General features: G+C 58.4%; 12 protein-coding genes. 4 read left to right on the plus strand and 8 right to left on the minus strand.

The features are described 5' to 3' along the window. Positions 1-10: 10 nt before the first annotated feature. From BLT77_RS09370 to BLT77_RS09380, 3 genes are read right to left on the minus strand one after another with little or no spacing between them, the layout of a single operon-like run. Positions 11-2,431, minus strand: a complete 2,421-nt coding sequence (locus BLT77_RS09370) for a DMSO/selenate family reductase complex A subunit (RefSeq protein WP_090365013.1) — start codon at positions 2,429-2,431, stop codon at positions 11-13. A gap of 56 nt (positions 2,432-2,487) precedes the next feature. Then, the gene (locus tag BLT77_RS09375; RefSeq protein WP_090365014.1) at positions 2,488-4,485 is read right to left on the minus strand and encodes an MtrB/PioB family decaheme-associated outer membrane protein; all 1,998 of its coding nucleotides are present in this window, start codon (positions 4,483-4,485) and stop codon (positions 2,488-2,490) included. A gap of 12 nt (positions 4,486-4,497) precedes the next feature. After that, positions 4,498-5,430, minus strand: coding sequence for a DmsE family decaheme c-type cytochrome (locus BLT77_RS09380; RefSeq protein ID WP_090365015.1), 933 nt, complete (start codon positions 5,428-5,430; stop codon positions 4,498-4,500). A 481-nt stretch (positions 5,431-5,911) separates the two neighbouring features. Here BLT77_RS09380 and BLT77_RS20595 point away from each other — a divergent pair, with 481 nt between their 5' ends. The 3 genes from BLT77_RS20595 to BLT77_RS09395 all read left to right on the plus strand — a co-directional run bounded on the left by BLT77_RS20595 (position 5,912) and on the right by BLT77_RS09395 (position 8,030). Then, positions 5,912-6,433 carry a sugar O-acetyltransferase gene (locus tag BLT77_RS20595; RefSeq protein ID WP_425431730.1) on the plus strand — a complete coding sequence of 174 codons (522 nt, stop codon included), beginning with the start codon at positions 5,912-5,914 and terminating at the stop codon, positions 6,431-6,433. A gap of 85 nt (positions 6,434-6,518) precedes the next feature. After that, the gene (locus BLT77_RS09390; protein WP_090365017.1) at positions 6,519-7,322 is read left to right on the plus strand and encodes a helix-turn-helix transcriptional regulator; all 804 of its coding nucleotides are present in this window, start codon (positions 6,519-6,521) and stop codon (positions 7,320-7,322) included. Between the two features lie 39 nt (positions 7,323-7,361). Then, positions 7,362-8,030, plus strand: a complete 669-nt coding sequence (locus tag BLT77_RS09395; protein WP_090365018.1) for a LysE family translocator — start codon at positions 7,362-7,364, stop codon at positions 8,028-8,030. Between the two features lie 29 nt (positions 8,031-8,059). On the opposite strand, the gene BLT77_RS09400 is transcribed toward BLT77_RS09395, so the two are convergent. From BLT77_RS09400 to BLT77_RS09410, 3 genes are all read right to left on the minus strand, one after another. Further along, on the minus strand, positions 8,060-9,346 hold the full coding sequence (locus BLT77_RS09400; protein WP_143026601.1) for a DUF4785 domain-containing protein: 1,287 nt from the start codon (positions 9,344-9,346) through the stop codon (positions 8,060-8,062). Between the two features lie 9 nt (positions 9,347-9,355). Beyond that, positions 9,356-10,204: a lipase family protein gene (locus BLT77_RS09405; protein WP_090365020.1), complete on the minus strand. Its 849-nt coding sequence runs from the start codon at positions 10,202-10,204 to the stop codon at positions 9,356-9,358. A 268-nt stretch (positions 10,205-10,472) separates the two neighbouring features. Further along, on the minus strand, positions 10,473-11,084 hold the full coding sequence (locus tag BLT77_RS09410; protein WP_090365021.1) for a LysE family translocator: 612 nt from the start codon (positions 11,082-11,084) through the stop codon (positions 10,473-10,475). Positions 11,085-11,381: 297 nt separating this feature from the next. Between BLT77_RS09410 and BLT77_RS09415 the strand changes: the two genes are divergently transcribed. Continuing rightward, positions 11,382-12,362: a cytochrome-c peroxidase gene (locus tag BLT77_RS09415; protein WP_245709910.1), complete on the plus strand. Its 981-nt coding sequence runs from the start codon at positions 11,382-11,384 to the stop codon at positions 12,360-12,362. Between the two features lie 47 nt (positions 12,363-12,409). On the opposite strand, the gene BLT77_RS09420 is transcribed toward BLT77_RS09415, so the two are convergent. Together BLT77_RS09420 and BLT77_RS09425 are read right to left on the minus strand one after the other, a co-directional pair. Further along, on the minus strand, positions 12,410-12,760 hold the full coding sequence (locus BLT77_RS09420) for a DUF2750 domain-containing protein (protein ID WP_090365023.1): 351 nt from the start codon (positions 12,758-12,760) through the stop codon (positions 12,410-12,412). A gap of 8 nt (positions 12,761-12,768) precedes the next feature. Next, the gene (locus BLT77_RS09425; protein ID WP_090365024.1) at positions 12,769-13,155 is read right to left on the minus strand and encodes a DUF3069 domain-containing protein; all 387 of its coding nucleotides are present in this window, start codon (positions 13,153-13,155) and stop codon (positions 12,769-12,771) included. Between the last annotated feature and the right edge of the window lie 98 nt (positions 13,156-13,253).

Raw genomic sequence — 13,253 nt, forward strand, 5'->3', positions numbered from 1 at the left:
TAAACTCCTATCAAGCCTTACGGATTTCAACCAGGTTGGTGTGCTGGGGGTTACCCTTGGTAATTGCGGTAGTACGGTGGGTGGTCAGTACGTTGACACAGCCGCCTTTATCCACGTTTCCGCCCTGGAACCAGGCGCCCTGGCCCACAGCAGCCACGCCGACCATGATGCGAGGGGTCACCTTCACCTCTACCTCGATGGTGCCGCGGTCGTTGAATACGTGAACCTTATCGCCGGTTTGCAGCCCGCGCTTGTTCGCGTCAATGGGGTTCATCCATACGGCGTCCTGTACCGCTTCACGCAGCCATGGGACGTTGTGGTAGCTGGAGTGTGCTCGGCCCTTGGTGTGGTAACCGAACAGCTGCAGCGGGTAGCTCTTCTTGGTTTCTGTGTCCTCATAACCTTCCCAGGTAGGCACATACTTGGGCAGGGCGGAGATAACGTCTCCCTCTTTGAGCTGCCAGGTCTTGGCTTTCTCTGCCAGACGAGAGGAGTAGATCTCAATCTTGCCGGACGGGGTGCCCAGAGGGTTGGCATCGGGATCCTTACGGAAATCCTCCAGGACAATGTAGCTGCCGTTGGGCAGGTACTTGCGGTGGATACCCTGCTGGAGCATCACCTCTTTCTCAGGCAGATCAGGCGTAGCCGCCTTGGCCTCTGCATAGAACTGGTTCAGCCAGTCTTCGCGGCTCTTGCCTTCGGTAAATTCCGCTTCAACCCCCATGCGCTTGGCCAGATCTACACACACCTCATAGATGGGGCGGGCTTCGAACATGGGGCCAACACTGGAGCTCATCTGTACCAGAGTGGCGGTGTCACCAGCGGAGTAGCTCTGGTAGATAAGGTCTTCGGACTCCAACCAGGAGACATCAGGCAGCAGGACGTCGGCGAACTTGGCGCTCGGGGTCATCCAGTTATCTACCACCAGGATGAATTCGCACTTGCTCTCATCCGCGATGATCTTGGTGGTCTTATTGACGTCGGAGTGCTGGTTGATCAGGGCGTTACCACCGTAGTTGATGATCGCCTTGATGCTGTTGCCCAGCTTTCCGTCGCCGTTTTCGTCCAGGTCCACACCTTGAACACCGTCCGCCAGTACGGTCATGTTCTCACCGTCTTCAATAGCCTGGGTGAAGGTGAAGAAGGAGATAGCCTTCTTAACCGGGTTGGAGCCGGTGGGCATGAAGGGAGCGGTCAGGTAGGAACCCTTACACAGGCCGCCACAGTTAGTGCCTGGCAGACCCAGTTGACCCAACAGGATGGGCAGCATGTAGCCTGCACGGGTGTTGTTTTCACCGGCCGCCTGACGGTTTAGAGAGGCGGCAATCTGGATGAAGGGCGCTTTGGCGTCGGCCAGTTCACGGGCAAGTTCCACGATAATGTGTTCTTCGATGCCGGTGATGGCGGAGGCCCAGGCTGGCGTCTTGGCATTGGCACCCGGGGTCAGGTCACCAATGGTGGTGTTGTCCAGGATATAGGCTTTGTAGCTCTCTTCATAGCTTACGCCGGCAGGCATGGTTTTTTCATCATAGCCGACACAGTACTTGTCCAGGAACGCTTGATCAACGCGGTTCTTGGTGATCCACTCGAAGGCCAGGGCCTCAAACAGCGCGGCATCGGTACCGGGGCGGATGGCGATCCACTGATCCTCTTTACCCACAGCGGAATCGGTGTAGCGAGGATCGATGATGATGGTCTTGAACTGTTTCTGACGTTTCTGCATCAGGAAGTCGTAGCCTTCACCGGAGCCGCTCATTCGGATCTCGGAGGGGTTGTAGCCCACCATCAACACAAGATCGGAGTTTTGCATCTCGGAGACGCTGCTGCCTTGCCAGCCAGGACCGGCAGAGCCGTATGTCTGTCCAGCTGCCTCATAGATCTGCGACCAGCTGTAATCGCCGTAGGCATTCAGGTAACCGCCTTTGAGGTTCATCAGACGGTACAGACACTGTTTGCCGGAGAAGTGATAGCGGGCACCGGAGTTGTAGGTGAAGTGGATAGACTCGTTGCCATAGTTGTCGATGGTGGTCTGCAGTTTTTCGGCGACCAGATCCAGGGCTTCATCCCAGCTGATGCGTTCGAACTGACCGCTGCCACGAGGACCGACACGCTTCATGGGGTACTTGAGGCGATCCGGCGCATAAACCCGCTTACGCAAGGAGCGGCCCCGCAAGCAGGCACGGACGTCGTGGTTGCCGTACTCGTCTGTGGTGGTGAACTCAGACTCGATGCGGGTGATGATGCCGTCGCGGCTGTACACCTTGACCGGGCAGTTCGATCCGCAGTTCACCAGGCAGGCACTCCAGTTGAGTTTCTCCTCAACCGGAATCGTTTCCGGCGGCGTGGTTTGTGCAGACTCGGAGCTGCAGCCGGTGACGGCGGCTGCGGCGCTCATAGCGGCGCTCATTTTTAGAAATTCGCGGCGTTCCATAGGTTAAACCCTCTTTTATTGGTGGCCGGGCAGGGTGGCTGCCCGGCTTGTGTCGCTCACAAAGAAATGGAATAGGTCAGCATCAGCTGATGGGCGTTGTAGTTGTGGTTCAGATCACCCAGGGTGGTCAGGCCATTCACGGCATCGACGGCCACGTCGGCGTAGTCGGTGTCGTAGTATCGCTCGTAGCGGTAATCCAGCTTCAGATGGCTGCGCGGCGACAGCAGGTAGCGGGCAAACAGGCCCACAGAGTGGCTGTAGCTGTAGTAGTCGTCGAAGCCGGTGCTGGCGGCGCCACTGTTGCTGGCATCGCTGTCGCTGTTGGCAAACAGGTAGTCACCGCCCAGAGTCAGGCTGTCCTGCATCAGCCCTGACCACTCAAATCCGGCGCCAAGGGTAACGAAGCGATCCTCGATCTGTGCCGTCCAGTCCGCCAGACCGCCGGCCTGGGAGCCAGATTGGTTGGCATCGATCCACTGTTGTCCGGCAAAGCCGTAGACCGACAGGTGACGCTGCACCAGGTAGCTGGCATTGAGTTGGTAGCCGTAATCCTTGGCATCGGTCAGACCGATCTCGGTGTCGGTGTAGTCGTCACTGGCGTATTGCAGTGACAGATCCATCGACAGGGCGCTGGTCGGTTGGTGACGCAGGGTCAGGCGGGTTTCCAGCCGGTTGCGGTCGGCCAGGTAGTATTTGCGCATCAACTCATTTTGTTCGGTGGAGGTCACCGAGTTAGCCTGGTAGCGACTGCCATCGCGCTGGCTGAAACCGGCATCAAATTCGATGCGCCAGTGGTCTAGGGCGGTCACCTTAAAGCCGGCACCGATGCCGTGTTGTTCGGTGACCTCCCGGTCGGAGTGAGAACGCTCATCCCTGTCGTAACGGTACTCGGCGTCGAAACGATAGCCTTTTGCGACACGATATTGGGCCGCCAGTTTTGCGTCGCTGGAGCGGTGATCCAGCAGGACATTTTCCGAGACGAGGCCGGTAACGGCGTTGTAGTCATACTGGGCGAACTCAAACACCGAACTTTGGTTGTCACGATCGCTGTATTTGCCGCTGGCCTGCAGTTTCAGGGCATCGCCAACCACCGTGGTGTAGCGGCCGCTGGCATCCAGAGTGTCGATCTGTCCGTCCCAGTTCTGGATTGGGCTTTGGGCCGCGTTCACCAGCTGGTCGTCCTGAATCAGGCGGCCACTGCTGATGCGACCGTCGAACTGACCCAATGACGACAGCAGGTTACCGGAAAGGGTGATCTGGTGGGATTCGTTGTCCGGATCCATCGCCAGCAGGCTGCCAAAAGTCTGATGGTAAATTTCATCGAGGTGGTTGCGGTAGACCGAGCCCTGATAGTCCAAAGCTGCGAGCCACTGCTGTCCCTGAAGCTGTGCGCCGGCAGCAAAGGTGTCGGTGGTGCTGTCAACCCGCTTCGCCAGGTTGACCGGGCTGGGCGTGACCACCGAACTGCGCTGGTGACCGGTTTTGTCTTCGGTGCGATAGTCCAGGTAGGTGGTGACGGGCAACCCCGCCAGCGGCGGGTTGGCGGACAGGCCGACGCCAATCTGCTCCCGTTTGATGCCAAGTGTGGTGGGGTAAGCCTGGGCCGCCGGAGTCAACTGGTCGTTACCATAGTGGTACTGGCTCACCGCCTGATCGCTGTCTACCTGCGCCAGCTGTCGATAGTTAACTGTCAGCCGGTAGCGATCGTCTTTGCTCAACCGGGCATCGAAATCACCGTGTTCCAATCCCAGGTCATGGGCAGTGGCTTTCAGGCGCCAGCCGGAGTCGTTGGCCACCCGGGCCTGGCCGCTCATGCTGGCTACGGCGCCGCTGTCGTCGCTGCCCAGGGCGTTTTGGGCGTGGGCGTCATCGATGTCGGCGTAGCCGGCGCCAAGTTCCAGTTGGCCGTGGTTGGCTGTCGCCGGGCTGCAGCGCTTGCACTGCCATTGACTGGTGTTGACGCCGTCGGTATTGGCGTTGGCGAGGCCGAAGTCTACCGCCAGTGCCGGTGAGCTGGCGGCGATGATCGCCAGAGTAATCAGGTTGTATTTCATCGTCCTTTCCTCTTAGCGCTGCAGCGCCTTGCCTTGGGGGTGGTTTGAGCCATGGATTTGGCTGTGACAATTCAGGCAACTGCCACCGGCACTGAAGCCGGTATCGCCACCAGGTGCGTAAGGACGCGAGGCGTGAACGTTGCCACTGTGGCATTGCTGGCATAACAGCGGTGCCCGCGCCTTAAGCAGGTTGTCGTTGACGCTGCCGTGGGGGCTGTGACAGTTGGCACAGTTGTCCATGACCGGGGCGTGTTCCCACAATTTCGGACCGCGCTTTTCGGCATGGCACTGATAGCAGGTGTCGTTGAGGGTGACCTGTTTCAGATCGGCGTCGCTCTGGCTGCCGTGGGGGTTATGGCAGTCACTGCATTGCATTTGGTCCCACTTCATCGGGTGGCTGGAACGCTGGTGAATCTGGGCCTTCTGCTGGCTATGACACTCGGTGCAAACGCCGTTTTGTTGTTGCTTGTCGAGGATGGGATCCTGGCCGGTATGCACCTGATGACAGCTGGCGCAGGCGACCTCTTCCAGGTTATGGCTGCTGGCGTGCCAACTCATGCGCGGGCTGTCCTGGTGACAGCTGAGGCAGACGCTGTTCTGTGCCTGGGCCGTGGCCAGGGCCTGGCTGCCAAAATCCAGCATCGGCTCTTTACCGCCGCGGTTGTGTTTGCCCTGGGGACCATGACAGGCTTCGCATTGCAGGCCGGCCATGGGGCTGTTGCCCTGCAGCGAACCGTGAACCCCGTTAAACAAAGCCATCACTTTTTCATTCTTCTTATGGCACATCAGGCAGCTGTCAGCGCCTTTTTTGGAGTAGTTACCCTGTTCAAATTTTTCGACCAGGGTATCCATGATCTGCTGTTGGCTCTGGTTGCTCCAGGGCGCGGCGCTGGCACCCAGGGAGGTGCCGGAGATCAGCAATGCGATTAGCAGACGATTTTTCATCTGGTTCACTCTCATGTCAGCGTTATTGGCGGCCAAACCCGAAACGGGACAAGACCTTAGTTATTCAAGAGTGGACAGAATAAAAATTTGATATGAATAAGTTGGGTGTGGTTATGAATGGGCGGCTTGTAATTATGAAAAAATGTGAATGGCGGCGTCGATATTGTGATTGGCGCCAAAGTTTTGCCGCTAAAGCCGGAGGCTAATTGGGGGAGTAATGTTAAAAATCGTGAGCTACCTCAATAGGGGTAATAGAACTTTTTTTGCCGCTACCATCCCCTGAACTGATTGACTGAGAGGCATTCTCGATGGCGGCCCAAATAAGGGAGTGGCGGCTAATTGAACGGCGAGGGTCAATGGCTGATGTGAATCATAGATGAAGCAGTATTTTGGAGTAAGATCCCTGGCTCTGTGCCTCAGGTGGTTACAGCAATAATAACAGTCACGCCCTACAGGAGTTCCCATGACCTCTCTTGAGAAGATGAAAGCCGGTTTGCCCTATAATCTGTTTGATCCTCAGCTGCACGAGATTCGAAAAAAAGCCGAGCGGCTGGTGTTTCAATTCAATCATGAACCGGATGCGACGATTCGGCGCGACTACCTGCTGCAACTGGGGATTAAGATGCACCCCAGTGCCCACATTCAACAGCCATTTCGCACCTGCTATGGCTGCCATATCGAGATTGGCGAGCACAGTTTTGTCAACTGGGACGCGGTGATACTGGATCACGGCGGGGTGCGAATTGGCAACCAGGTGATGATTGGCCCCAAGGTGCAGATCTACACCGTGGCCCACGATCTGGATGCCGACGCCCGGGCTGCCGGAGAGGAAACTGCCGCCGAGGTGGTGATCGAGGATAAGGCCTGGATTGGTGGTGGGGCGATCATTCTGCCCGGGGTCACCATCGGCGCCGAGGCGATCGTGGGCGCCGGCGCCGTGGTCACGAAAGACGTGGCCGCCGGTACCCGGGTTGGCGGCAATCCGGCACGGGTGCTTGGCTGATTCAGTCCGTGTCACTTTTTTACAAGCCAACGTCAACCCGCTGTGCTGTAATGACCGCCATTCAAGGAGCAGGGCCGGAGCCGAAGTGAACCGAGTCAGTTATCATAAAACCAGTATTGAGGACGTCAGCCTCATTGACGCCCACTACCGCCGGTTTGCTTTTGAACGTCACTTTCATCTGGATTATCACCTGGGGCTGATCACCGAAGGGGAGCAGCGCTACTACTGCCGCGGCAGCTGGCATCACGCCGGTCCCGGCCAGTTGGTGATCATGCCGCCCGGAGAGACCCACGATGGTCAGCCCGAGGCGGACCAGGGTTACCGGGTCAAGGTGTTCGCCCTGGGGGCGGGGTGGTTGCGTCAACAAACCGGCGCCGAAGATCATCATCGGAACACTCTGGCATGCCAGCAGATCACCGACCCCGGCTTGTACGCGCAACTGAGCCAGTGCCACCATTGGCTCAGACAGCCGGAGCTGGCGCAACTAGCCGAGGATTGCTTGCCGCTGGAGGCCATCGGTTTACTCCTAGCGCGCCATGGCGGCCGTAGCGTCGATTGCCACACGCCGCTGGGGCGTAGGCAGCTGTTTGAGATTCGAGACTACCTGATGGCCCACCTGGACCAACGTATTCGGCTCGAGGATCTCAGCCGCTTGTGTCAACTCAGTCCCTCACAGCTGCTGCGCCAGTTTAAGGCCCTGACCGGCATGACGCCTTACGCCTGGTTGGCGCGGCTTCGACTGGAGCAGGGGATGGCACTGTTGCGTCAGGGCTTGCCCATTGCCGAGGTGGCGTTGCAGGTCGGCTACTATGATCAATCCCATTTTACCAAGGCGTTTAAGCGCCAGTTTCTGGTGGCACCGTCTCAGCTGTTTGCCACCCGCCATTGATCGCCTGGCGATCGTTCGTTTGATAGATCGAGGAACCCCATGAACGAGACCACCGTGTTACTGACCCTGGCGTCAGTACACTTTGTTGCCTTAATGAGCCCAGGCCCGGATTTTGCCCTGGTGGTGCAAAGTGCCGGCCGCCATGGCCGACGCACCGGCGTGTTTATTGCCCTGGGACTGTCATTGGGGATTTTGTTGCATGCGCTGTTCAGCCTGACCGGTGTCAGTTTTCTGATTCAGCAGCATCCGCTGTGGTTTCTGTGCATCAAGTTGGCCGGGGGCAGTTACCTGCTGTGGCTGGGGGTAGGGGCCCTGAAGTACGTAATGCGTCATTGGCGACAGCGCCATAGTCTGGGCGCGGCCCCGGTGGCCGCCGCAGCCGGCAGCGCCAGTGCCAGTGCCGGTCGGGCGCTGGTTAAGGGGTTCACCACCAACATCCTTAACCCCAAGGCATTGGTGTTTTTTGTCAGCCTGATGTCGTCGTTGGTGCCGGTGTCGATGTCGACCCAGGGCAAACTGATGGCGCTGCTGATAATCTGGGGGCTCTCTTTGGGCTGGTTTGCCGCCCTGGCCTGGTTGCTGACCAGTCAGCGACTGCAGCAGCGACTGAACCGGGCCCGATTGGGCATTGATGCGGTGTGCGGTGGTATTTTCACTCTGTTGGGGGGCGCCATTGTGCTGCAGAGCCTGACGATGGCGCTGACCTAGCCGGAGCGGTCGATCAGCGCCTAACGGGGCTAGCGGGGCGGGTTCAGCGTCACGGCTTCGCTAAGAGCATCGAGCACGGCCATCTGGCTTTGATCGGTGAGGGTCAGTGCTAACAGGCTATAGGGCGCCCCGACGGCCCGGGCGTGAAACCGGGCCGGGTCCACCGGAATCGTCACCTGATGATTGCCCGGCTCCAGCCACAGGGCGATGTCACTGCGCATTGCCGCCCGCAGCTCTCCGCTGACATTGTGACCGCCGAGAACCGCACGCAACTGATAGCGTCCTGCCTTGGCGACGGTGACATCGGTGATCAGCGCTTGTAACTCTCCCTGATGCCACTGTTCATGGGCAAGCCCGGTCAAAGCGGCGGTTTGTGCTACTCGCTTAAAGGCCGTTTTGACTCTGCGTTTTACCTTAATACCGTCAATGAGGCTGACACTGTCGACCATCATTTCACTGAAGCCGGTGGCAACGATGGGATCATCGATGACGTCGAAACGGGCGGTGTAATGATCCTGCTGCGGGTGAAGCGTTACCTCACGACGCTGGCCGTTTTCCAGTACCACAAAAGCCGTTAGACCGTTGTCGGCGACCAGCTGCCCGGGCCAGTCGATCTTCAGTTCCAGGCCGGTGTCGGCGAGACTGAGGGAGGAGGGGGCCGTCAGCACCAGCTGGTGGGGGCTGCCTTTCTCCTTGACGTGCACCAGGTAGCGACTGTCTGCCAATAGCGGTTGACCGACGGTCAGACGATAGGCCCCTGGCTTCAGGCTGTTGGATAACAGCAAGGCGCTGGAGTCGTCGTTGATGCCGGCACTGGCCAGGATCATGGCATCGGTGGCCGATCGAATCAGTGGTTCGCTGTCCCGACGGGGGGCCTGATTGGCCCCCTGAACCGCCTGGCGAAGCTGCACGGTGCCAGGATCAATGGCGTCACCGTGAATCAGGGTACCGCTACGCAGATCGGCTCGTGGTGCCAGGCGCACCAGGCCGCCGGCTTGGCTCAGGGTCAGGTCGACGCCCTGGTTCAGTTGACGGCCGCTGACCTCGTGCCAGTATTCGTCGCTGTTGCGACTTTGCTGACCGCCGGGCACGGCGATAGAGGCTTGATCGATGTCACTGATGTAGCTGACGGTTTCGGTATTGGCGTTGACCGGAGTGAATTCGCTGCTTTGCACCGGTGGCGCCGTGGTGGGCAGAGCCGTGGCCGTGGGGCCGCGATCGGCGCTGAGACTTTGGGTCGGCACATCACTGCTTTCGCCGCAGCCACTGAGCAACAACAGGGCCGCCATTAACGCAAGGTGGGAATAGGGGGTCATGGCACTCTCCTAGAGGTGATTGCGAAGCAGGCTGTCGAGATTAAAGCAGGCTCGGCGGCTCTGGTGATGACTGAGCGGCTCGCGGCCGCGGGTCTGGGTCGTGTCGGTGAACCACTCCTGGCCGGCGGCGCGCTGGGAGCTGCATTCCAGAAAGCCATCGGAGCAGTCATCCAGCCAGTTTTGGGTGGTTTCCAGGCCCAACTGATACTGGTAGCCGCCGCAATAGCTGTCGCTGTCCCAGATGGCAGAGTCCACGTCGGAGCCCACTACGGATTCAAACAGGCTCGGCAGGGAGGGGCGTCCGGCGGTACCATACAGCCAGCTGGCGTTGTAGTTGGCCATCCAGCTCTCCTGCTGCATCTTTACCGCGTCGCTGTCGTAGCCCAACAGCCAGCCAAGGCTTGACTCAAACACATTGCCATTGGTGACGGCATCAGCCAGAGGGGTGCCGGCACTCGAGGGGGCCAACGCGATAACCCGGGAGGTGGCATCGATGATGGCGGGGTAGCGGCCATCCCAGGTGGGATTTGATAACACCCACCGAACCACATTGCCACCGTTGGAATGGGTGATCAGAATCAGATCGTCGACATTGTTGTTGGCGATAAAATAGGTCAACTGTCCCGCCAGACAGCCGGCAGCGCCTTCGGCCCACATGTACTGATCGAAGTCGCAGTTGATGACGGTGGTGTTGTCCGGGTTATCGATGCCCTGGCGAACGGAGTCGACGAACTCTGCGGTCCAGTAGTCATCCAGCGCGTTGGTTTGCTTGCCGGTGCCATGGACAAAGGCCACTCCGGTGGTGGCGACGGCCGGGCTGGCCACCAGCAGGCACACAAGGATCTTGAGATAGGTCATTTGACACTCTCCGGTTAGATGATCTGTTGCTGTTTCAGCCAGTACGCCACAGATCTGACCTGGTGCCGAAGCTAAGGCAGGCCCGGAGCGGGATCAAGGGGGCACAGAAGGGCCGGACAGTGAAGCGCCGGAAACAAAACGCCGCTCAATGGTGACCGGATCAGGCACCGGCGGGGGGCAGGGCGGAGAAGGCTTGATGGCAGATGTTTGAATTTCAGAGATTACCGCCATTGACTGGGTGGCAATCGCTTACGCTGTCACGGGCCGATCAGGAAAGCCACAACCATACTCCCAATACCAGCATTACCGAGCCGGAGAGTCGGTGCAGGCGTCTGACGTTGTCCTGGCGCAGTAGTCTCCGCAGACGGCTGCCTCCGGTGGCGTACAGGGCCATGCACACCAACTCGCAGCACAAGATGATCGCCAGCAACAGGCCCAGCTGTGGCAGCAACGGTCGCTGGTGATCGATAAAGGGCGGCAGCAGAGACACCATAAAGGCCCACCCCTTGGGGTTGGCCAGGGCGGTGGTCAGGCCACGGACAAACAGCTGCCGGGGTGATACCTCGGTCACGCAATCGCCGGCATCCAACTGCCCGCTGCGGCGCCAGGCACTCAGTCCCAGGTAGATCAGGTAGCCGCCACCGACCCCTTGAAGCAGCAACAGCAGCGACGGTTGGGCCAGCAACAGAGCAGAGACCCCGAGCAGCGCTGAGATGGCGACGATGGCAACGCCGACCAACTCACCGGCCATCATCGGCAGAGTTCGTTTCAGTCCGATGGTCATGCCCAGGCTTAGGGCCAGCAGCATGCACAGTCCCGGTGTGATGGAGACGGCAAAGAAGGTGGGTAAAAAAATCAATAGGGTGGACCAGTCAGGCATGGTAATCGCGTCTTAATGGGGTGGCAGTAAACGGCGGATAAGGGTACGTCAAACTAACGGTCGAGGCCAGTAGCGTTATGGGGAATCACGTTGGTTATATTAAAACCGTCTGTTGACGGACTGGGGCTAACGAAGGCCCATTATTGCAGCCCGATATCTATTGGTAGTTCTTTGTTTTAAATCAAATAAGTAGCCTTTATTGAGCGATGGCCGCAATCGCATTATTGCGATTTTTTCGATGGTTCCTGGTCAGTAGTATTTAACCCGATAATCAGCCACTACTTAATGAGGATAACCATGAAACCCTTAGCCCTGGCGATAGCCACTGCATCGATTGCCGGATGTGCCTTTGCCATCGAACCGATTCAGGTTATTGAGCCTGCCGTAATCACTCAGCCGGAGAAAGTGGCTCTGGGGGAACGGCTGTTTTTTGAGCCAAGGTTGTCCAGGTCCGGCTTTCTGTCTTGCAACAGCTGTCACAACCTGGCTATGGGTGGGGTCGACATTCTTCCTACCTCTATCGGTCATAACTGGCAACAGGGGCCCATCAACGCGCCGACGGTGTTGAATGCCAAGTACATGCTGGCCCAGTTCTGGGACGGACGGGCGGCCAATTTGCAGGAGCAGGCTGCCGGCCCCATCGCCAACCCGAAGGAGATGGCTCTGGAGCACGCGATTGCCCTCGAGGTACTGGAATCCATTCCGGAATATCAGTCTGAGTTTAAGGCGGTCTATGGCTCGGCCGGCATCAACCTGGAGAGAGTCACCGACGCGATCGCCGCATTCGAAGAGACGCTGGTGACCCCCAACAGCCGCTTTGATCTCTGGCTTAAGGGAGATAAGGAGGCGCTGTCGACGGTTGAGAAGCAGGGATATAGCCTGTTTAAGGCTAATGGCTGTGCGACCTGTCACAATGGTCCGGCCGCCGGAGGGACCATGTATCAGAAGATGGGGCTGATGCAGCCCTTTGTTACCGACAATCCGGCCCAGGGGCGGGTGGAGGTAACCGGTCGGGAAGGGGACCGGATGGTGTTTAAGGTGCCGACATTGAGAAACATCGAGTTGACGTACCCCTATTTCCACGATGGCTCCACCTACGATCTGAAGCAGGCGGTGATTACCATGCAGCGGGTTCAATTGGGACGGCAAATCCGCGATGAGGATGCGGCCAGCATCACCGCATTCCTGAAAACCCTGACCGGCGACCAACCACGGATTACCCTACCGATTCTGCCTCCGTCGACCGCTACTACGCCTCAGCCGGCGCCGTTTAAGTAACCACAAAAAAAGGGCGCCATAGGGCGCCCTTTTTGTCCGGGTAAGGATCAGGCCTGGTAAAGCTTTGCCAGTTCCATGGCGTCGATCTCTTCACCATCCAGTGACAGCTGCCAGTCGCAGCCGATGAGGACACCGTCTTGATTCAGCTCATTGAGCCAGATCTCGAAAAAATCCTCCAGTGGAATCATCGCCACTTCATACTCTTCCCACTCTTCAACACAGTGTTCGCGGGCGGCGCTCTCGCTGGACCACAGCGGCAGGACATCGGCGTTTTCAAACTGGGCGGAATCACAGATGACCCACTCGTCGCCCTTGGTCAGCCCCCAGAATCCACGGCCTTCAAAGGTGGCATCCACAAAACGCTTTACGGTGTCGGATACGGTATTCATGTTGATCATGCTGGCCTCTATGAGTTGGCAAATGGCGCATTGAGCTGACGTTTTAACACGGGGTTACGACGCGCAGCCTTAAGATTCTTCAGCATCAATTTGATGCCGTGGCCCAATACACTTTCCAGATGGCTGGCTTTTTGCTCTTCGGTGATGTCGGCGTCCTGGGTCATGCGCAGCGCTTCTGCGGTGGCGCCCAGCAGGTTGTAGGTCACCGAGGCATGCAGCTGCTCGAAGCTGCCCATGATGTTTTGGGCACTGGCGGGCAGTCGCTCGAAATCTTCCCTGAGGGGCGCTTCAATCGCCTCATAAATGGACGCCAGGCCGGCATGACCTTCTGGTTCCAGTTGGTAGAAATCGGCAATGGTCTGCAGCTCTGGGGCCAGGGTTGGGGTGTCGCTCATGGGAATATCCTAAGGTACCGGGAAACCGGGGTCGGTAAAAACGCCAATTGTAGCAGCATTCCCCTATTAACCATAAGAAAACCGGCTCTTAGGCTGGT

It is taken from the genome of Ferrimonas sediminum (genome assembly GCF_900100175.1).
In the GTDB taxonomy this organism is placed as follows: domain Bacteria; phylum Pseudomonadota; class Gammaproteobacteria; order Enterobacterales; family Shewanellaceae; genus Ferrimonas; species Ferrimonas sediminum.

What these genes read in the sequence shown, in the direction of transcription:
- BLT77_RS09370 (WP_090365013.1), bottom strand. Translation starts at nt 2,431, where the DNA reads ATGGAACGCCGCGAATTTCTAAAAATGAGCGCCGCTATGAGCGCCGCA.
- BLT77_RS09375 (WP_090365014.1), bottom strand. Translation starts at nt 4,485, where the DNA reads ATGAAATACAACCTGATTACTCTGGCGATCATCGCCGCCAGCTCACCG.
- BLT77_RS09380 (WP_090365015.1), bottom strand. Translation starts at nt 5,430, where the DNA reads ATGAAAAATCGTCTGCTAATCGCATTGCTGATCTCCGGCACCTCCCTG.
- BLT77_RS20595 (WP_425431730.1), top strand. Translation starts at nt 5,912, where the DNA reads ATGAAAGCCGGTTTGCCCTATAATCTGTTTGATCCTCAGCTGCACGAG.
- BLT77_RS09395 (WP_090365018.1), top strand. Translation starts at nt 7,362, where the DNA reads ATGAACGAGACCACCGTGTTACTGACCCTGGCGTCAGTACACTTTGTT.
- BLT77_RS09400 (WP_143026601.1), bottom strand. Translation starts at nt 9,346, where the DNA reads ATGACCCCCTATTCCCACCTTGCGTTAATGGCGGCCCTGTTGTTGCTC.
- BLT77_RS09405 (WP_090365020.1), bottom strand. Translation starts at nt 10,204, where the DNA reads ATGACCTATCTCAAGATCCTTGTGTGCCTGCTGGTGGCCAGCCCGGCC.
- BLT77_RS09410 (WP_090365021.1), bottom strand. Translation starts at nt 11,084, where the DNA reads ATGCCTGACTGGTCCACCCTATTGATTTTTTTACCCACCTTCTTTGCC.
- BLT77_RS09415 (WP_245709910.1), top strand. Translation starts at nt 11,382, where the DNA reads ATGAAACCCTTAGCCCTGGCGATAGCCACTGCATCGATTGCCGGATGT.
- BLT77_RS09420 (WP_090365023.1), bottom strand. Translation starts at nt 12,760, where the DNA reads ATGATCAACATGAATACCGTATCCGACACCGTAAAGCGTTTTGTGGAT.
- BLT77_RS09425 (WP_090365024.1), bottom strand. Translation starts at nt 13,155, where the DNA reads ATGAGCGACACCCCAACCCTGGCCCCAGAGCTGCAGACCATTGCCGAT.